The sequence below is a fragment of the Altericista sp. CCNU0014 genome, from assembly GCF_044923475.1.
Classification (GTDB): Bacteria; Cyanobacteriota; Cyanobacteriia; order Thermosynechococcales; family Thermosynechococcaceae; genus JAAURS01.
This window is the reverse complement of sequence record NZ_CP137338.1, coordinates 2916474-2936109: the sequence shown is the minus strand read 5'-3', so window position 1 is coordinate 2936109 and position 19636 is coordinate 2916474. Positions and strand designations below refer to the sequence as shown.

At 51.6% G+C, this 19636-nt stretch carries 12 protein-coding genes and 1 pseudogene; 11 read left to right on the top strand and 2 right to left on the bottom strand.

What is annotated here, in order from left to right:
- Positions 1-318 precede the first annotated feature (318 nt).
- From R6H26_RS14195 to R6H26_RS14185, 3 genes are all read left to right on the top strand, one after another.
- A complete protein-coding gene (locus R6H26_RS14195; protein ID WP_404783153.1) occupies positions 319-4395 on the top strand; it encodes an adenylate/guanylate cyclase domain-containing protein in 4077 nt (1358 codons plus the stop codon).
- 239 nt (positions 4396-4634) lie between these two features.
- Positions 4635-4925: a hypothetical protein gene (locus R6H26_RS14190; protein ID WP_404783152.1), complete on the top strand. Its 291-nt coding sequence runs from the start codon at positions 4635-4637 to the stop codon at positions 4923-4925.
- A gap of 216 nt (positions 4926-5141) precedes the next feature.
- Positions 5142-6389 carry a DUF2808 domain-containing protein gene (locus tag R6H26_RS14185; RefSeq protein WP_404783151.1) on the top strand — a complete coding sequence of 416 codons (1248 nt, stop codon included), beginning with the start codon at positions 5142-5144 and terminating at the stop codon, positions 6387-6389.
- Between the two features lie 98 nt (positions 6390-6487).
- Here R6H26_RS14185 and R6H26_RS14180 read toward each other — a convergent pair whose 3' ends face one another.
- Positions 6488-6973, bottom strand: coding sequence for a cupin domain-containing protein (locus R6H26_RS14180; protein WP_404783150.1), 486 nt, complete (start codon positions 6971-6973; stop codon positions 6488-6490).
- 34 nt (positions 6974-7007) lie between these two features.
- Positions 7008-12755 carry an alpha-2-macroglobulin family protein gene (locus tag R6H26_RS14175; RefSeq protein ID WP_404783149.1) on the bottom strand — a complete coding sequence of 1916 codons (5748 nt, stop codon included), beginning with the start codon at positions 12753-12755 and terminating at the stop codon, positions 7008-7010.
- 76 nt (positions 12756-12831) lie between these two features.
- On the opposite strand from R6H26_RS14175, the gene R6H26_RS14170 reads away from it, so the two are divergent.
- The 8 genes and pseudogenes from R6H26_RS14170 to R6H26_RS14135 all read left to right on the top strand — a co-directional run bounded on the left by R6H26_RS14170 (position 12832) and on the right by R6H26_RS14135 (position 19489).
- The gene (locus R6H26_RS14170; protein WP_404783147.1) at positions 12832-13011 is read left to right on the top strand and encodes a hypothetical protein; all 180 of its coding nucleotides are present in this window, start codon (positions 12832-12834) and stop codon (positions 13009-13011) included.
- A gap of 489 nt (positions 13012-13500) precedes the next feature.
- Complete coding sequence (locus R6H26_RS14165; RefSeq protein ID WP_404783146.1) at positions 13501-13956, top strand: barstar family protein; 456 nt, start codon at positions 13501-13503, stop codon at positions 13954-13956.
- Between the two features lie 205 nt (positions 13957-14161).
- On the top strand, positions 14162-14542 hold the full coding sequence (locus R6H26_RS14160; protein WP_404783145.1) for a hypothetical protein: 381 nt from the start codon (positions 14162-14164) through the stop codon (positions 14540-14542).
- Between the two features lie 238 nt (positions 14543-14780).
- The gene (locus R6H26_RS14155) at positions 14781-16352 is read left to right on the top strand and encodes an adenosine deaminase (RefSeq protein WP_404783143.1); all 1572 of its coding nucleotides are present in this window, start codon (positions 14781-14783) and stop codon (positions 16350-16352) included.
- Between the two features lie 392 nt (positions 16353-16744).
- A complete protein-coding gene (locus R6H26_RS14150) occupies positions 16745-17008 on the top strand; it encodes an acyl-CoA dehydrogenase domain-containing protein (protein ID WP_404783142.1) in 264 nt (87 codons plus the stop codon).
- A gap of 178 nt (positions 17009-17186) precedes the next feature.
- Positions 17187-18184: pseudogene (locus R6H26_RS14145) on the top strand (ISAzo13 family transposase).
- Between the two features lie 43 nt (positions 18185-18227).
- On the top strand, positions 18228-18698 hold the full coding sequence (locus R6H26_RS14140) for a hypothetical protein (protein ID WP_404783134.1): 471 nt from the start codon (positions 18228-18230) through the stop codon (positions 18696-18698).
- Entirely contained in the window at positions 18683-19489 is an 807-nt protein-coding gene (locus tag R6H26_RS14135; RefSeq protein WP_404783135.1) for a hypothetical protein, read from the top strand. Before R6H26_RS14140 ends, R6H26_RS14135 begins: the two co-directional genes overlap by 16 nt.
- Positions 19490-19636 lie beyond the last annotated feature (147 nt).

Below are 19636 nucleotides of genomic sequence, written 5' to 3'. Positions count from 1 at the left end.
GCTTGAAAATTAATTCCCGAGCGAGATAACAACGAAGCCAAATGGTTTTAGACGTTTTTCAGTCAATCAGGTACTTCATAATAATTTGCACACCTTAATATGGGTCAAATATGAGGCTGTAGGAGTAATCTAGCGATTCTGATGCATCTATGCAGTGATCGAGGTCACTTAGAAGAGGGAGAAAGATTGACTAAGATTTCCCCTGCTTTTTTGAAAAATGAAGATTCGGATGGAAATCTTGATTTAAAGTGTAATTGTCTATCTCTACCTCAGCCTCCGTCCTAATTCTCAACAGGCGACCGTTAAGGAATGTGAATTGTGGACGATCTCGTCGAAACACTAGCAAGTTACGTTCCATCCTTTATCGTTCGACGACTTTTACAGGATGCAACGCCGATCGCTTGCCCCTTGAGCGAACGATATGCTGCTGTAGCGGTCTTTATCGACATATCCGGTTTTACGAAGCTTACAGAATATTTGATGCAATCCGGTTCGGCAGGGCTAGAAGAACTGACTCAGATTCTCAATGCCTATTTCGGTCAAACGATCGACTTAATTCATCAATATCGGGGTGATGTCGTTAAATTTGCTGGAGATGGGCTTTTGGCGCTGTGGTTGTCAGATTCTCGACCTGAAACGTTGAAGTCACAGGTCCTTTATGCCGGACAATGCGCGCTAACCATTCAAGAAACGCTTCAAACGCATGTCACTGTGGAAAATGTTTCCCTATCGCTTCGGATTAGCGTTGCCGCTGGCGAGATTGCGATCGCCCACCTGGGAGGGATCAATAAACGCTGGGAGTTCGCACTTTCTGGCGTGCCGCTCGTTCAAACCAAACAATTACAAAAGCAAGCAAATCCTGGATGGGTCGTGATTTCATCCGATGCCTGGACGCTCATCCAGGCAGATTCCCAGGGTAGCCTGCTCGAACACGGGAATGTGCGACTGCTTTGCACCAATCTGAAGCCCCCTCCGATCTCGCTGCAGCAGCCAGCTTTACCGCGCGACCTCGAGGCTGGTTTGAAAGCCTACATCCCTGCTGCCATTCTAACAAGACTGGGTACCGGACATCGAGAGTGGTTGGCGGAATACCGTTGGGTAACGCTACTGTTTGTCAACTTACCCAACCTAGAAGATATCTCGCTACAGCAAGCACAAGATGCAATGCTAGCAATACAAACTAACCTCTATCGTTTTGAAGGCAGCATTAATAAAATTAGCGTGGACGATAAGGGCGCAACCCTCGTTGCCGTTATGGGACTGCCGCCATTCGCCCACGAAAACGATGCCGAACGCGGTGTTAAGGCTGCAATGGCAATGCAAGTCGCGTTAACAAAACTGGGGTGGAAATGTTCCATTGGAGTGACGACTGGTAATGTATTCTGCGGAGCGATCGGTAGCGCAAAGCGTCGCGAATACACCACGATTGGCAATAAAGTAAACTTGGCCGCTCGGCTCATGCAGGTCGCTCGAGAGTGCATTTTATGCGACGCCACAACCTATAAAGCGACGCGCCAGCGCATCACCTTCCGCGCTCTTCCCAGCGTTTGCCTTAAGGGGATCGAACAACCCGTCATTGCTTATCAACCCCTAAAATTCAACCGCCAGATCCCCCTCGAACCTATATCTAACCTAGTCGGTCGCGGAGTCGAACGACAGCGCTTGATCCGTTGGCTTGAAACATGTTTGCAAAGGCAACGCCGAGGAATCTTCATTGTTGAAGGAGAAGCTGGAATTGGCAAGTCTCAGTTAATTGCGTCTTTTTTGACTTGGATGCAGGCGCAAGATATCGCTTATTTAATCGGGTCGGGCGATGCGATCGAGCAAAATACTCCCTACTATCTGTGGCGGCAGATCTTGAGTCAGCTCCTGCCGATTGCTGACGGCCCTAATGCGGAATTTCAGAGCGTTCGGCTTCGGCAAGCCCTAAACCTCCCAGCCGACCTCGAACCATTGATGCCGCTTCTGAACTTTATCTTAGGAGTCAATTTCCCTGAGACTGCACTCACTCGATCAATGCTGCCATCGGTCCGTTCTGAAAATACTCGTCTGATGTTGCTGGAAATAATCCGGCACTCATTGGGGCATGCCAAGCCCATTATTATCTTAGAAAATGCTCAATGGATAGATTCAGCCTCTTGGAGCTTACTGTTGGCCGCGTGCCAACAGTCTTTCCCCATTCAATTTGTGATTTTAAGCCGACCTTCAACTCAAGATGGCTTTGATGGATATCTCAGACTCAAACAGCTTTCCATCGTTGAAACGATCTCGCTACAGCGGCTATCCCGAGAAGAAACAGGCGACTTAATTTGTCAAAAGCTGAATGCATCCAGTATTTCCAAAGGACTTCTTTTACCGATCTATCAAAAAACCGAAGGACATCCACTGTACAGCATGGAACTCGCGCAGTCACTCCTTGGGGCTGGAAATATTCAGATTCGTCCGTCGGATCGCCAACTGATCCTTTCCTCTTCTGTGTCCTTAGCTGTAGAACTTCCCACCACACTCCAAGCCCTGATTATGGATCGTATAGACCATCTTTCACCGCCCCAACAGCTCGCACTCAAAACGGCCAGCGCGATCGGGCGGAGCTTTGTCTATCCTTTACTCCACGAAATTTATCCCTTGGAAACCGACAAGCCCGATCTACCGATACACCTTCAAGGACTTCAGGAAATCAATTTAATTACTTTGATCGCTCCTTCAGAAAATATAGCCTATAGCTTTCAGAGCCTTATCACTCAGGATGTTGCGTATCACTCAATGCTGTTTGCACAACGACGCGCGCTACACCACGCGATAGCAGAGTGGTACGAACGCAACCAATCTGCAAACCTAGCGGCATACTACCCCAGATTGGTCTACCACTGGAGCCGAGCGAAAAATTCGGCTAAGACCTTGCAGTTTCTCGCTAAAGCTGGCGATCGAGCATTCCAGGGCGGTGCCTATGCTGAGGCCGTATCTTTTTTTACGAAGGCACTCACCCTCTCTTCTGCAGAACTTCCCCAACCCGCTCTCCTCAGAGCCAGCTGGCACCGACAACTGGCAGAAGCGTATATCGGGCTGGGACAGTTGCCCAAGGGGATTACCCAGCTTCAATGCGCTGTGAGATTGCTGGATTCTCCTATTCCTGAGACAAATAGATCTTTAGCCTTAGGCCTGCTGCGAAACATCCTCCGTCAAGTTTGTCATCTGATGGGTCTGCCAAAAGGCAATAAGGTTCCTGCGTCCGTGCAAGAAACTCGACTAGAACTGACCCGTGCCTATATTTGTTTGGGAGAAGCCTACTACTACGCCCATTGTCGTACCCTGGCAACCTATGCTAGTTCGATCGGCCTAAATCTTGCTGAAAGTTTACCGCCGTCTCCAGAACTGGCCAGTATATATGCCAATATGTGTTTCGTGGTTGGCACGAACAAGATGCATGGTTTGGCCAGACACTATGCAAAGTTGGCAGACCGGACTGTGCAACGGATTCACACGCCGCTATCCAGTCATGGATGGGTTTTGCTAGTGACCGGAGCCTATAAAAGCGGCTGCGGTCAGTGGGAGTCTGCTCGCGAGGCGTTGGATCGGGCCGCCGAGATTTTTCACAGAACCAGGGAACGCCATCATCTAGCTGAGGCGCTCTCTGCGATCGCCTTAATCGATCACTGCCAGGGTAATTTCAATGCCGCCCTTTCCCTTTGGCAGCAAACATTGTCTTTGGGCGAGGAAGGAGATGACATCCAAGCTCAATCTTGGGGGCTATTGGGACAAGCCGAAGAATTTCTCTGCCTCGGTCAGTACGAGGAAGCCCAACACTGTACCCAACTGGCACAAGTCATTCTAAGTCCTCAGGAACAGCTCATTTGCGAACAAATTCGCCTGATGGGAATCTCCGCGTTGATTTCTTTCAATCGAGGCGATGTGCCGACTGCATTAGAATCTGCACTGAAATCGCTGAACCTCATTCGACAATCTCCTCCGATCGCAATTTATATCTTAGAAGGATATGCCAGCACGGCACAGGTCTATTTATTGCTCTTAAAACACCATCCCGAACTGATTCGACCCTATATGCGGGAAGTATCCATTGCCTGTCAGGCGATGGATCGATATGCGAATGCCTTTGCAATCGGAAAATCTCGCGCTTTTAGGTTAAATGGGTATAAAGCATGGTTAGAAGGGAACGATCGGCGGGCAAGAAGGCTTTGGCAGGAAGCTCTGCTCTACGCCAACCGCCTGACGATGCCCTACGAACGGGCTTGCAGTCATTACGAGTATGGCTGTCATCTACAAAAAAATTCTTCTCTGAAACAACAGCACTTAAGAGAGGCGGTACGTGGGTTCGAGAGATTGGGCGCTCAACACCATTTAGCCTTAGCACAACAGTCTCTGTCCCAATCGCGCTAAGGCTATTCCTGAAATAGAAACTACCAACCATTCAGTAGGGGCGCAAGGCATCGCGCTCCTACCGAGGGTCAACGCATCGCGATCGCCATCACCGATTCAAGCCAAAAAGATCGCCCTGTAATGCGGGCAGATATCACTGTCTGTCTCGAGCATTAACGCGAAGATACACACATCGGAAGAGAAAGCCAAGCGCCCTCAACCGAATCTCAAACCAATCAACTTATAGAAGGAAACTTACCATGAAAAAGATTATCGTAACCCTGCTTGCTATCTCCACCCTCGGCGCGATCGCGATTCCGTCCCACGCTCAGGACACGGGGAACTCCCAAACAAGCACCAACGTGAGCACGATCGACGGCAACGGCAACCGAGTGAACCAAAGCAACCGCCAAAGCATCGACACCGGACGAGGTCGTCGGGGCCGCGGCGACGAAGTCAACCTTCAAGACGCGCTCAACGACAGCGATATCAAAGGAAATCGCAACAACGTCGACCAGCGCAACGACCAACGCATCCGCAGCCGTCGCTAATCCGAACGAACCCTCGATTCTCTGGGTTGTTCGCTGAGTTCAAAGAGAGAGTTAGGATTTCTGAAGTGCCTACTGAGGAAAAACCCTGACTCTCTCCCGCGCGATTGTGAAATGATAAAGACTTATCTCGGTAGACTGTGCGGCGCGCAAATCGACTCATACACTTTAAGATAGGTGGATTTCTCTGTAATTGCGCTGCTACCCGCACGAGGTGTCATGTTTTTACCAGTAGCCTTAGTATCGGTCTTTATTCTGCCATTCGCCGCGATCGCCATCGATTCCTTGACGTTAGCTGCCTCTCAAGGGGGAGACGTCAATCAGATTGCCAAACCCGCTACAGTGCTGATTCAAGGAACGGGCTCTGGCTCTGGCGTAATCTTTCGCAAACAGGGGGATAAATATTTCGTCCTCACGGCAAAGCATGTGGTCCAGACACCCGAACCCTATCGACTATCAACCTCAGACGGTCAGCAGTACAGTATTGCCTCCAGCGAGATCCAAAAGTTTCCCGATGTCGATCTCGCTATTATTCCTTTTACAAGCTCTCAAAGCTATCCCACCATTAAATTAGGTAATTCGGATGGCCTGTCTGAAGGGGATTCCGTATACATTGCGGGATGGCCAGCGGCTGGCACTGCTATTCCGCATATCTATCAGCTTACGTCCGGCGCAATTTCTGGGTTGTCCCCGCGCGCGCTACCTGGCGGTTATCGGCTGATCTATACCAACGTCACTCGTGCCGGAATGAGCGGGGGACCCATCTTTAACGACCGGGCAGAAGTGATTGGCATTCACGGTCAGGCAGAGGGACGAGAAGTCTTTTTGCCGAATCGAGAAAATCAGTCAGAGGTTATCAAGGCTGGGTTTAATTTAGGCATCCCAATCAATACTTTTTTGCTCAAGGAAAATCCTTCATCGATCGCTGCGGTCGCTGCACCCGCGCCAACTATCCCCAGTCAGCCCAATACCGATCCCCCGAAGACTCTCGCACCTTTGCCACCCAAAACGCAAAAGACCTCCTTTGTTCAGCTTCCCACTCTGGTCAAGGCCGTAACCTCAAATAGAGATGCCAATGTGTTAGGCGCGCTCTATTACTTCACGATCGACCTGCCCTCGGGTGCTAATGCCCCCTTACAGCAAGTCGATTTTCATCTCACTCAAGGTTTAAACTATCCCAATTTCTCAGCCAAAGGAACCGAAGCATTTGTCGGCGATCGCCGCAGTCAAGGCCCTAAAATTCCTTTGGGAATAGTCGTTACAGATCCCCCTTCTCGAACGATTACCGTGACCTTTGACCCGCCCGTTACCCCAGGCCAGAAAGTGACCGTTGCCCTCCGTCCGTTGCAAAACCCCGATCCGGGTACCTATTTGTTTGAGGTCAGGGGCTATCCCGAAGGCTCGTCAGCCCAAAATAGTTATATTGGATTGGGTCGCTTAGATTTTTATCCTAAAAGTCGTTGGTAGAAATCTCTATACCTGCTCTCAGTCATTCGCGAGAGGATTCACCATCGTGCGGAATCGGAAGTTTCGATCGGTCAGGCAGATATTCCACCTTCGATCTTCTATTCTGCTTTGCTGCCATACGGACGGCCATCTTTGTGCGTTAACATCCACTCACCACCTGTTATCTGAGTTGCTTTGAGATCGTCGTTGGGATATTCGACTTCATCTCCTGCGGTGCGATCGCCCACCTCCAGGTAAGTGACGGTTTCCTGCGATCGATTTGCCAGTTGGTGCGCGACTCCCGTACCTGCTTTGAAGCCGCAGCAATCCCCCGGACTGAGCGGGAATTCCCGTTCTCCCAGCACTAGCGTTGGATTGCCCTCCAGAATCAAGATGAATTCATCCTGTTTTGAGTGACTGTGGGCAAGGGCAGAGACTGCATTAGGGGAAAGATGAGTCAGATTGACCCCAAACTGAGTCAGCCCGAAATATTCGCCCAATTTGCGTTTCAGTCGCCCTTTGACCTGCGAGGCAAATGGTTCTGGATAAATCGTTTTGCCCATCGTTGCTGAAACGGATTGGGCTGAAGTCGGTGATGGGTTCACGATAGTCTCCTATTAGTCAGGTATTCATTTGCCGTTAATTGACACGATCCACAGTCTTTAATTGAGAGTAGCTGGAACGACCAAATTCCTCGGGAGCGTATTGCAGGTGAACCTCCGCTCCCGGCCATTGAAAGGTTCCCGGCGTAACGGAACGGACGAGGTAGCGAACCGTATAAACCCCTGCCTCAAGGCGATCGCCATAGGCTACGATTTTGTCTTTGTAAATCGTTTGGTAATCGATTTGCCAGCGATCGCCTTTGGACTGGAAGTAAGGCGTCGAGGTTTGGAAGGACGTATCGACAGCTTCCAATCCGGCGGGAAGCGGATCGGTGATGACGACCCGATCGACGGGGCGATCGGCAATGATTTCTAAGCCAATGTCGAAGACTTCGCCCACGTTGAGGGATAGGGGTTGAGACGGTGGGGTCAGGCCCACGCGCTGCAACACTTTGTTTTGATTGGCAGGCCGCACGGTTCGGGTGACGCGCAGCCCGTTGAACCGACCGGGTCGATCGCCTTGGGGTTGGTAGCGGTAGGCGGCGAGGTAGTGAAGGGTCCCTTTCCCAGTTTTTTTGAGGACGAGATCGCGTTTTCCGCGGGGCAGTTCGGCCATCGGGACAGCGCGATCGATACTGGTCTTTTGGAAGCCCGCAAAGGTTTGGGACATGAGGGTCTTATTGGCGAGCTGGGCGATCGCCGCAAATTGAGGCGGCGCGGGCTGTTGTTTGCTGTAGCTGACTAAAGCGGCGAACGCTCGCGCGTTGTCGTAGGTACTGCCCCAAGTTCCCTCGCGTCGAAGGGATAGGAGTCCCTGCAACGCGCGGTCTTGGAGTTCGGTCGAGTCCTTCCGTTCGACGAGCAGGCGGAGGGCTTCAGCTTGAGCCGCAGTTGGGGAACTCATCCACCGCCAAGACTGTGGCAGGTTGAGGGTAGCCGTGCGTCCCGTTTGGTATAGCGAAGCTTGCAGTTGCTGGGCGAGAGTCGTTGCTTCGGTATTCCAGTCCGGGAGGCGCGAGAGGAGACGCGCCAGTTTGAGCTGAGTCGTCGGATCGAACTGAGCGCGAAGGGCGTAGATATCGGAGACAAACGTATTGCGGCGATCGCCGAATTCAGCCAAGGCCAGAAGCGCTTCCAATCGAATTTGAGCTTTGCAGAGGTCCTCTTTACACAGGTCCGATTGACTGGGATTGGCGAGAAGTTTGTTGAGATACCCTTTGACTGCGGCGATCGTGCCTGGCTGGACCGGAAGTTCGGCGGCTTGCGCCTGCGCTAAACTCTGGGCCGCGTAGGGAGAAATAAAGGGATCTGACGTTTCTCGACCGGGCCAAGGGGCAAAGCCGCCGTCGGGGGTCTGAAGTTTTTGCAGTCGCGTCAGGGCCAAGTTGGCCTGCTCGACGGGGTTGAAGTCCTGAAAGGCTTGCCCGTAACGTTGGGACAGCGTTTTGATTTGGGCCGCGATCGCCAATTGACTGGCAGCGGGTTCTAAAAAGGGTAGCTGTTCTTCCTGGAGAACTTGCTTGGCTGGGGCAGTGAGTTCGGGAATGAGGGTGCTGGCGAGAGAAATCTCCAGACCACCTGCCTTTGGATCGACGTTGTTTCCGATATTGAGGGGGATTTTAACTTGCGCGGTCGTCGTCCCAGACTCGACGACCTGTTCGATTGCGGCGTAGGGTTTTACTTCTAGGGGCACGGCAAAGGCATCCGCGTTGCTTCCCAGTTTCGTGGCAAACTGGATTCGAGCGGTTCCCGGCTGGGTGGCGAGAATGGGCAATCGATAGGCTTGGGTTGTCGTTGGTGCGGGGGGTTGGAGTTTAGCCTCGGACTCGAACTGCGCCGCGCCGTCGAGGGTACCTTGGATATCCAGGGTGCCCGCTTGCCCGGTCGTATTGGTGACGGATAGCCCCGCCTCAAAGCGATCGCCGGGTCTGGCAAATGGGGGCAGGACGGGGTTGGAAATCAGGGGTTTGGTGGTGATGAAGGTGACATCGTTGTTGCCAAAGCGGAGATTGCCATCGGTGGCGACGGCCATGACGCGCCAGGTGGTGAGGTCGTCAGGGAGTTTGAAGGTGACGCTGGCCTGTCCGCGATCGTCGGTCAGCACGGAACCGTTGTAGTAAGCCAAGGCTCTAAAGTCCGTGCGGATGCGAGTACTGCCTGCTCCAGCCGCAAAGCCGCCGCCAAAGCCCCAGCCTTTTTGCAAGGGAGAGACGAGCGGTTCGAGTACGACATCGCCGCGATTGTCGTTAAAACGCGTGGAAATATCCTGTTTGGCGTAGACCGTCTCCACTAAATTGGGGATGCGGTAGCCCGTCAGTTGCAAGACCGACTCATTCACCACCACGACCGCAAATTGTCCTTTGACGGGCTGTCCTTGGAGGTCTTTCAGCGTCAGATTTACGGTTTGTTCGGCCTGGGGCAGGACAGTGGGTTGAGTGGGGGCGATCGCCACGGACAAGGTTTTGGCGTCCAGATCGAGGTCGAAGGGAGCGAACCCCATACGGACGAGATCTTTGAGGTTGCCGGGTTCGACTTCGGACAGACGCTGACCCCGCCGCACTAGCACCGCTTCCACGGCAGCATTGGGGAGCATTTCGGCAGAAATGGGAAACCGAACTTGAGGGGCACCGCCTTTGATGGTGGTGATGCTCTGATAGAGAACTTTGTGGCGAACGACCGATAGGTACAGCTCTGCTTCTGGGTAAGGGGATTGAATCAAGACGGTAGCGGTGTCGCCCGGTTGGTAGCGATCTTTGTCGAGTCGGAGTTCTAGGCGGTTATTGGTGTAGCGACTGCCCCAAAAGACGGGTTCTGAACCTGTAGCCCAGATGCGTTGGTCGGTAGCGGTTCTGGAATCTTTGGCATTTGTAAAATTGGCGCGGATGCGATAGGAACCGGACTCCTTCGGGGTCAGTCGGACGGTCTGCGGGGCGGTTGCGGAAGCCAATTCGGCTCGGTCGACGGTTGCGTATTCGACCTGATCTTTAGCCGTCCGGCTGCCCTCGACGACCTGGGTAACGCTGCTGTACGTCATTTGCTGGAGTTCGACGCGCACCCGATCGCCGGAGATCGCTGTTCCGGCAGGGTCGGTCACGATGACTTCGATGGGGAAGGGTTTGCCAGCATCGGCAACAAAATCGTGCTTGAGACCGATGAGGCGATCGCTCGGCAAGGCCGTAAAGGTTTGAGAATCGGCGACGGATAGATTGGAAACATCCTTCACCTCGGCATCCACGCGATAGGTCATGGCAAAGGGCAAATCTTCCGCTACTGCGATCGCTTGGGTGCCTTGGCCTTGCGGGGTGAGGGCGGTGCTATTTTGCAAGACGTCGGACGTGACGGTCGGTTGCTCCTCCGGCCAGAACCACTGCGGCCCAAAGGTGAATTTATCCCAACCTTTTGGCGTAAAGGTCGCGGGCTGACGGGTGACGTAGTAGTTTAGCTTCCCGCCCGAGACGGGCGGGCCGAACAGATAGTTACTTTGAGCCGTTGCCGTAATGGTTCGATCGGGCGTTGCAAAGTCTCCATCCAGGGTTAAATCGACCTTGAAATTCGGCGGCTTGAATTCCGCGACCCGGAAGTCTCCGGTAATTTCAACGCCATTGGCAGCTTTGGCTTGAATCTTGTAGTAGCCCAAGGGTTGAGTTGCAGCCAGTTCCGCTTTCACGGCAAAGGTCCCAAATTCATCGGTCGTTTGACTGCCTAAATCCGTCTTGCGGCCATTGGGATCTTCTAGCGTAATTTGGTAGGGCACCTTTTTATCCTGTTGCAAGACTCCCTGCCTGAGGTAGTAAGCAGCACCTGTAAACCACGCTGTTTCGCCCGGCTGGTAGAGCTTGCGATCCGAAAAAATAGTTCCTCGCGACTCGGGCTTAGCGCCATTCCAGCCCGGATCGATGCCGTAGTCGTAGCCGCTGTAGTCTAAGACGCGTACGAATGCCCAGTCTTTCTGCTCGCGCGCGATCGCGAGTAGATTGGGCGCTTCGGCAAAACCGTCCTTTCCTTCCATGCATTGCTGCAACGCTTCTAGCCCTAGGGTCAGCGTCCCGGTTTGGTCTGTAATACCCGTGGCGCAAGGGCGATCGCCCCGAGCGGCTTTGCCCACCAAGGACGGATATACTTCCACCGTCGCGGCTTTGGCAGCAGATCCATCGGACAGGTGGTGCACTCGCACCAATCCCGACTGCGGAAACCATTGGGCAAATACGCCGAGATTGGTGAGTTGCACTAATCCGTAGTAAGTCGGCTCCCGCCATTTTTCTCGATCGAGATCTTTGTACTGATTTGTCCTGGCTTTGATGCCGTAGGCCAGCATTCCCGTCTCGGCACCCAATTTTTCTCGCAGGGGAATTGCAAGTTCTTGCGCTTTGTTCTGAGTCGGATTGGGAATTTTGAAACGGCTCCAATCCTTGGGCGGAGGGAGCAAATCGGGACCGTCGCCATCGGGATTGGCACTCTCGGAGTAGATCAAGTCCGTCGGCTGCACGACGCGATAGGCGGCTTGGTATGTTCCATCCGGCAGGTTCACCGCCGAAAGATTCAGTTGCAGATCGGTGCTGGCAGGAAAGATATTTAAGTTTGTCGGCGCCCAAAGGTCGGGGGCGACATCACCGGATTGGTAGGTGACGGTAACGGGTTTGCCGAGGGTTTGATCGAATTTATCTTTCAGGTCTGCCCCGAGGGAGATCGCATAAGTTGCGTTCGGTTCAAAGGCCCAAGGGTTGAGGCTGACGGTGCGATCGCCATCATACGCTCGCGCGAGGGGCGCGTCCTTGGGGGGCGGCGGCGAGGCGGTGATGTTGGCTTTGACGGAATCGGCGACCAATCCATTATTGAATTGCAGTTGCGGCGCGCCGCGAACAAATCGGCCGTAGGCTCCGCCGGAGTCGGGTTGACCTTCAAAGGTGAGGCGCTGAAACGCCAGAGGACCGTAGGTTTTGAGTTCGCTTTTGAAGGGGGTTTCGCTGGCTAGGTTGCCGCGGGCCGATCTCAGTCCGGTCGCGACTTCTAGGCGATATGAGGTGGATTTATCTAAAGGAATTTTAGGGGTCAGCACGTAGACCCAATCGCGCTCGGCTGGGTTGAATAATTCGGCGGGGGTTGCTTCTTCGCGCTCGGTTTGGGCCGCGTCTGCGTCTTTGAGAAAGGCTTGTAAAGCAACGCGCTGCTGTTTTCCCTCGGGAATCAGGCTGGCTTGCTGTCCCAAGGAGGTCAGATCGAGTTCGGTGTTGGAGGTGATTTCGAGTTTGGGGTTGAGGCCGATGGGTTCGGGTTCGGCGGCGTTGGTGTCGGTTTTGCCAGGTAGGTTGGTGAGCTGAATGGGGGCGGTATTGAAGGTCCAGGCTAGATCTTGTGCGAGTTTGTGTTGCTTGAGGTCGGCGAGTCCGGCTTTGAGGTTGACTTTAACCCTCGTTGCTTGGGGAAGGGCCTGCTCTGCTTGGAAACCAACCATGCGTGGGGTGAGGAAGCGAAATTGACCGGGAAGTGCGGGGGTGAGTTCGAAGCGCTGGAGCAGCGTTTGCTGACTTTCGCTTTCAAGCTGTTCTAACGGAATCAGCGGTTCTTTGAAGCGAATGCGGATTTGAGCGAGGGGATCGGTTTGACCGAGGGGGCTGATTTGCTCGATCCAGTCTGGCAGTTTGGGATTGGGAAGCGCTGCAACCGCAGGCAGCGGCGCGGTCTTTGTCCCGAGATCGAGTTGGGTGCAGGCAGCGATCGCCACTCCTATTACAAGCCCCACCACCAAAAATCGCCACGTCTTCAAGACACGACGGAAAAACCTCATAACTCACTCCATGACCCATAGATCGATCGCGAACGTCGGCATCAGTTCGCTAGTTCTGTCATAGCGAATTCAGTGAATGGATTGGCCACAATCCCTATATTTCTTAATGTGTGAGTGGGCGGGGGACATCAATCTTTACGCTGATGCCGTCGAGGGAGATACAGTTTTTGATATAAAACTTGACGGTAGAGAAAAATCTATGGATTTAGGCATAGAAGAGGCTGGAAAAAATAGAATGCAAGATCATTCACTATAGCACTACGGATTTTGCTTAGGACGCACTGCTTAATCAAATCCTTACTGCTCAAAGCGGGCTATTTACAAACGTCTTAACATGCTCTCGTAGGGCTATATGAAAGAGTGTTAGATCGCTGCGCTCTAAGAATTCCTAGCTTAGCGGGATTTGAACCCATTAAAATCATGGTTTAATAACAAAATTGCAGTCTAACTCTACTTTCAACAGAGCTAGATTGCAAAAGCTGTATAAATCCTGAATTTTGGAGTTAGATTGAAATATGCTGGATAACATATCATCTACGCGTATTAGACCACTGTACGCGGTTGAATAAATAGTTTGTCCTTTAAACGATGCAATATGTGGCCATTTGACCAACCGCGTAACTGTGCAACATTTACGACTCGACATGTGCTCCACGATCGTAGACCGATCGCTCGCGTCGTACACGATGAATCTGACCACGGTTGGCAATTCCTGTCCGATGAAGGAGCAGACCCAAGCGTCGCAATGGTTGTAGGCCTGGGCGAGATTGTTGAACACGACAAAACCGTGCTTGATGTTGCCGATCTTCCTCCGGGCTGGGTTGCAACTCGAACTGGCGTTGGTGCAAACTGGATTCGGATGCCGCAATATGCTGATGTTACGAGAGTCGTTGTAGATTGGTCAAAAATCAACAGCACCGATGAGTTTTTTGACACGGTATTCGCACAATGTGGCGCTCCGGATTGGCACGGTAAAAACCTAAATGCACTTGCCGATAGTTGGATAACAGGCAGCATTAATGAATACGATCCCCCGTACTTGTTTGTATTCGATTCACTTGGCCAAACTCCCAGCAATCTGGTACAATTTCGAGATTCCGTTTTGCAAATCGCGCAGCAATCAATTGATGAGAACGGCGGACGATTGCAAATGACGGATGAACAAAGCGTTACACCAAAGCCGGACTTGCCGCATTTATGAAATGGAAGGTTCACCGATTCCGGCTCGATGAACGTGGCCGTTAGGCCTTGCTTATTCTGTTAATCTGCCAACCACCAAAACTGCAGGCAAATCTTGTTAAACTACCTGGAGCCAAACTTTCGACACAGAGATTTAAATGGCCAAAAGCCAAACTCGATCCGTACAATGATTCAACTGTAATTATCGGTACATTATCGCAAACACCATGACCCAGCCCGATCGAGCTATCTTGAGCGCTCGGAATCGATTACTCGCCATGTTTCTGGTGCTCTGCACTTTAGATACTACCCTGGCAATCGTTGTGCGGGATAAATGGGCTATTGGTCGAATCTTACTCACAATTGTAGTAATGTACTTTGTTCTGCAAGGGCGAAAATGGGCAAAATGGCTCTTGATAGGTATCTGTAGTTTTTTGGCAATCGCTTTAATAACAATGATTCTTTTACTGAGTTCAAAACTCTCCACCATCCTCATCGTAGGGAGTTCGATCTTGGCGATTCTCAGTGCCTTTATTCCTATTTATATGCTTAGTAGCAGAGATCTAACTCGTTACTTCTCCTGGAAAAGGCAAAATTATTTCCAATAGCTTCAATATACTAAATTCTGTCTAAACAAAATTGATGTAATCTGTGATGTGCGTCGGTCCATCCGTCTGGGGGGGCGATCGCAGTGCCCAAACGCATGACTTAAGAATGAGATCGCCGCAGATGGTCGAATGAGTTTTTTATTTCTCTATTGAATTTTGTATTGAAAATTCACGATCGTTTCTTGTTTTGAGGTGTAGTCTGAACCTGTATGTATCCTAGTCGCGAATGCATCTTCCAATGCCTAAATCCTTTAAGCTGCAATTATTTTGGGGATTATTAGTCTGCTCTAGCGTTTGCGTTTCAGGGGTTGCCGCGCGGGAAGCGCCCGCGACCCAAAGCGCTCGTCAGCGCACTGAAACGCAAGTGGCCACCTGGTTTGAAAAACATCGCGATCGCCCACCTGTCTTGCGCGCATTTTTGCAGCGAATGCCGAAGGGCGGGGATATTCACAGTCACTTAAGCGGTGCGGTTTATGCCGAGAATTATCTGAAATGGGCCGCAGAAGATGGGTATTGCGTCGATCCGAGCGCGATCGCCCTGATCGAACCCAAAGCTTGCAACCAGAGTAATACCTATTTCCCGGCGTCCAAATTGTTCGATCGCACTAAAATCTACGATGCGCTCGTCGATCGGTTTTCGACTCGCAATCTGGGCTTTGCAAAGAAATCCGGGCACGACCAATTCTTTGAAGCATTTGGAGGCTTCTCTCCTATTTCTTCAGCGCCATCCCGTCAAGACGATATGGTGGCAGAAGTTGCCAATCGCGCCGCTTCCCAGCATATTTCCTACCTAGAGCTAATGTTGACCGTTCAGGGCAGCGAGGCTCGTCAACTGGGCAAGCAGGTAGGCTGGAACCGAAACTTCGCACGAATGCGCCAGAAACTACTCGATAGAGGATTAAAGACACTAGTCGAGAAAGGCACTCAAGATTTGGCCGACTTAGAACGTCAGACTTCTAAAACTTTAGGCTGCGGTACAGCGACAGCACAGCCCGGTTGCGGCGTGACGGTGCGCTATTTGCAACAAACCACTCGCACAAAACCGCCGGAGGAAGTATTTGCTCAATTTGCCTATGCCTTCGAGCTAGCCAAGATCGATCCGCGCGTGGTGGGGATTAACTTGGTTGCGCCAGAAGATCATCCCGTGGCATTGCGCGACTACACGTTGCAAATGGAGATGTTGAAATTTCTCCACAGTCAATTCCCCAACACTAAAATATCGCTCCATGCGGGCGAGTTGACTCTGGGATTAGTCCCCACCGAAGCGTTGCGGTTTCACATTCGTCAAGCCGTGGAAATCGGCCAGGCCAAGCGTATCGGGCACGGGGTCGACGTACTCTATGAAGACAATCCCTTCGAACTGATGGCCCAGATGCGGCAGCGGGGGGTGCTGGTCGAAATATGTCCCACCAGCAATGAGGTCATTCTGAATGTAAAGGGAGACGAACATCCTTTCAAGAGTTATTGGGATGCGGGAGTACCGCTCGCGATCGCCTCCGATGATGAAGGCGTGTCCCGCAGCGATCTGAGCAATGAGTATTTGCTGGTAGCCCGCAGATATAACTTGGGCTACAAGGATCTGAAACGATTGGCTCGCAATAGTTTGGAGTATAGTTTCCTCAAAGGGGAGAGCCTGTGGCAATCGAGCGGATTTGCGGCAGCGACGCCTGCTTGTGCCAGCGATACGCTGGGTTCTAACTCTTTTTCGACGGGATGTTCGGCCTTTTTGAAGAAGAGCGATCGCGCTCGGACGCAGTGGAAATTGGAATCCGAGTTCGCGCAGTTTGAAGCATTACCTTGGTTGCAATAGAGGAAGTATCGAAGTTTGTTCTGGGCAACAAAGTCCTCGATCGGTAGATTGCTACACCCATAGCGGCCAGGGCTGTTCGGCCTTGCGCCTCACATCCGAATGGCAACGTTCATGTTCTGAGCCGCAATGAACATCCTGGTAATGTTCAAGCTAGCATTCCGTGGACAATCCTGAGATCGACCCAATTCCACGAATTCGTGCTCATGTCGATCCAACTTCTCGATCGCTTTCCCCTTATGATGGTACCCAAAGGGTTTATGCTTCAGCCGATTCATCGCGGCGAAGTGGCGAATCGCATCGTTGAACTGGCACATTGAAAAGCCAGAACGTCCTGTTATCAGCAATAAGCGGGTCTGGGTCAGTGTTAGGGATGATACAAGGAATTCGACGCAGTGCTACGCGTCAAAAGTTATCCAATCAAAGAAGCCAGCCGTCAAGGACAACTGCCCCAAGGTAAGCCAGAACAACTGATTGAGGCGAAGGTAACGGCAGGGGTTCTAATAGCAGAAGAAGGCGAGACGATGCGAGAAGGGGCGATCGCCCGTAATGCTGCTATCCAAGTCGATTCCTTTGTGATGACGGAGGTTTCGCGAGCAGCCCTCTCAGGTTGGCCTTCAGAACAGCCACTTTACGCTAGGAGGCAGTTTGAAAAGTAGGAAGGCTCTCAAAGGTTCACCTGCAAAGGGGTTCACCTGTAAGGGGTGTCAGTAGCAGTGTGACAGGACGATAATTCATTGCTTAGCTGATGGATAGTTGCTTAGGATCGAGGATTAAATAACCTCCAGAATATAGGAAGCGTGATAGCTTGAAGATCCTTTCCTTATCTGTTTTTAGATGAATCCCTACCCCTTCGCTATTGAGCAGCAAATGCAACGGCTTTACAAGTCCTTAAATGAAAAGGATCGTCGTCGTTATGGGGCCATCGAAGCTGCGAAACTGGGATGGGGTGGAATATCGTACATTAGCGCTCTGTTTGGGTGTGATTATTACACGATTCGATTGGGGCTATCAGAGTTGGATGATTTAGTGGCCATGAATCAGGCGGGGATTCGGGCAAAAGGCGGGGGACGCAAATCAGCCTTTGAGACCGTCGAGGGACTGGATGAAGTCTTTATTGAGGTGCTAGAGGCGCACACCGCAGGGTCGCCGATGGATGAGGGGCAGAAATGGACAAATCTCAAGCGTCAAGAGATTGCTCAGTTGATCGAAGTTGACGGAAAAGCCATCAGCGTTACCCTCGTTGACCAATTGCTTAAAAAGCATCATTATCGCAAACGCAAAGCTCAGAAACGACTGTCTACAGGAGAAACCGCCCATCGTAACGAACAGTTTGAAAACATCAGGAATCTTAGAAAAACCTATCAAGACTCAGGTCATCCGGTTTTAAGCATGGACACTAAAAAAAAGAGTTGATTGGACTCCTGTATCGAGAGGGTCGTTTGTATACCCAACAAGAGATTCAGGTGCTTGACCATGATTGGCCATCCCTGGCAGAGGGGGTTGCCATTCCCCATGGACTATACGACTTAGACCTGAACATCGGCTATGTGCAGATTGGGGTCAGTCATGACACGGGAGAGTTTGCCTGTGACTCGATTCGCTACTGGTGGAATCATTACGGTTCCATGGAGTATCCGAAGGCCAGTTCTATTTTGATCCTCTGTGATGGAGGCGGGTCTAACAGTTCACGCCACTATCTGTTTAAGCAAGATTTACAGACATTGGTCAATGAATTGGGGATTGAGATTCGCATTGCCCACTATCCACCGTATACCTCAAAACACAATCCCATTGAGCATCGTACGTTTCTGGTTCCAAACAAGTTTGTGTGAAAGGAGATAGGATCATAGAAAGAGTTGTCGGAGGTCAGAGACCATGCCCCCAAGAAAGACGCGAGGCAAAGCCGGAGATAAAACAATCTGCCTGCCGATTAAAGAGGGTACGAACTACAGTGAGCTGGTCGAAGACCGAGAAGCCTATCGAGCATACCTCAACGCAGAAATTGCCCAGCACCCAGAATTGTTTCCAGAAGGCATAGAGCAAGGGTATCGGTTCCATGGACTGGTGGAGTCATCCCGGCAAGGAATAAAGACCCGACGCATCTACCTTCCCAGCCATCACGAAGCCTATCAAATTCGTCCAGACTTCGTGATGCCTTACATGAGTGAGCGCGCAGAGATCGCAGCCAAAGCATTATATTTGCGCAAACACGGACTGTCCTATGATGGCATCGCCTATGTGCTCGGTAAAACCGAGATGCATTGGTATCAGTTGTGCCGCTCCCTAGGACGGGTCTCGATCGTCGGAGCAACGGTGAAGGACGCGGCGGTGTGCCCCCCCATCTAAGCGCAGACGAGAAGCATACACGGTACCGAGGGGAGAAAGCCTATCTGGCTGTCACTGCCGCCAAAGGCTGTATTTTCGGCAGTGAGTTGTGCAAAAGTGCCGGACACGAGGCGCTTAAGGCGGGTTATGGTGTCTTTCAGGCGGAGGTCGCCCATCATCTGCCCGACTATAGGCCTCAAACCGTCACGCTCGATGGCTGGGATGCGACCCGGAGTGCTTGGCAGAGTCTATTTCCTGGGATTGTCTGGATTCTGTGCTTTTTGCATGAAGTCATCAAGGTGCGAGACTTGTGTCGTTCCCAAGCTGCCCTCTGGCAGAGTCTGCGCGAAAAACTGTGGCATGTGTATCATGGCGCGAACAAGGGGAAATTTGCCCAACGGCTGAGACGATTGCTCGAATGGGCTAAAAAGCAACCCCTGCGAGACTCGATTCACCAAAGGCTCAAGCGGCTCAAGGACAAGTCTGCCCTATTTCAGAGAGCCTATGATTTTCCAGGAGCGAGCCGAACGAGTAATGCGGTTGACCGCCCGATGAACTATCTTGACCGTTGCCTGTTTTCGATGCAATATTTCCATGGAACTTGGCCTGCCGCAGTCCAGACAGGTAGAGCAATAGCTTTATTATGGAACTTTCATCCCTTTTGTCGTAAAACACAGCAGCAAACAGGATGTCTTTGTCCCTTTGAGCAACTCAATGGCTTTCGATATCACGATGATTGGCTTCGCAATTTCTTAATTGCTGCGTCCCTTAACGGCAGACGCTCTCTGCCTCAATCTCTTCACACAAAATAGTGGGGAACTAGTAACGTTTTTATCTACGGCTTTACCATGACCCGCGATCGTGGGAGCAAAAGCTTGATGCCCTCTTGCTTCTAGCTGTTTGATCACTTCGTTCCAAGCAGAACCCTCGTGCCATGAACCATGAACCAAGACAAGAGT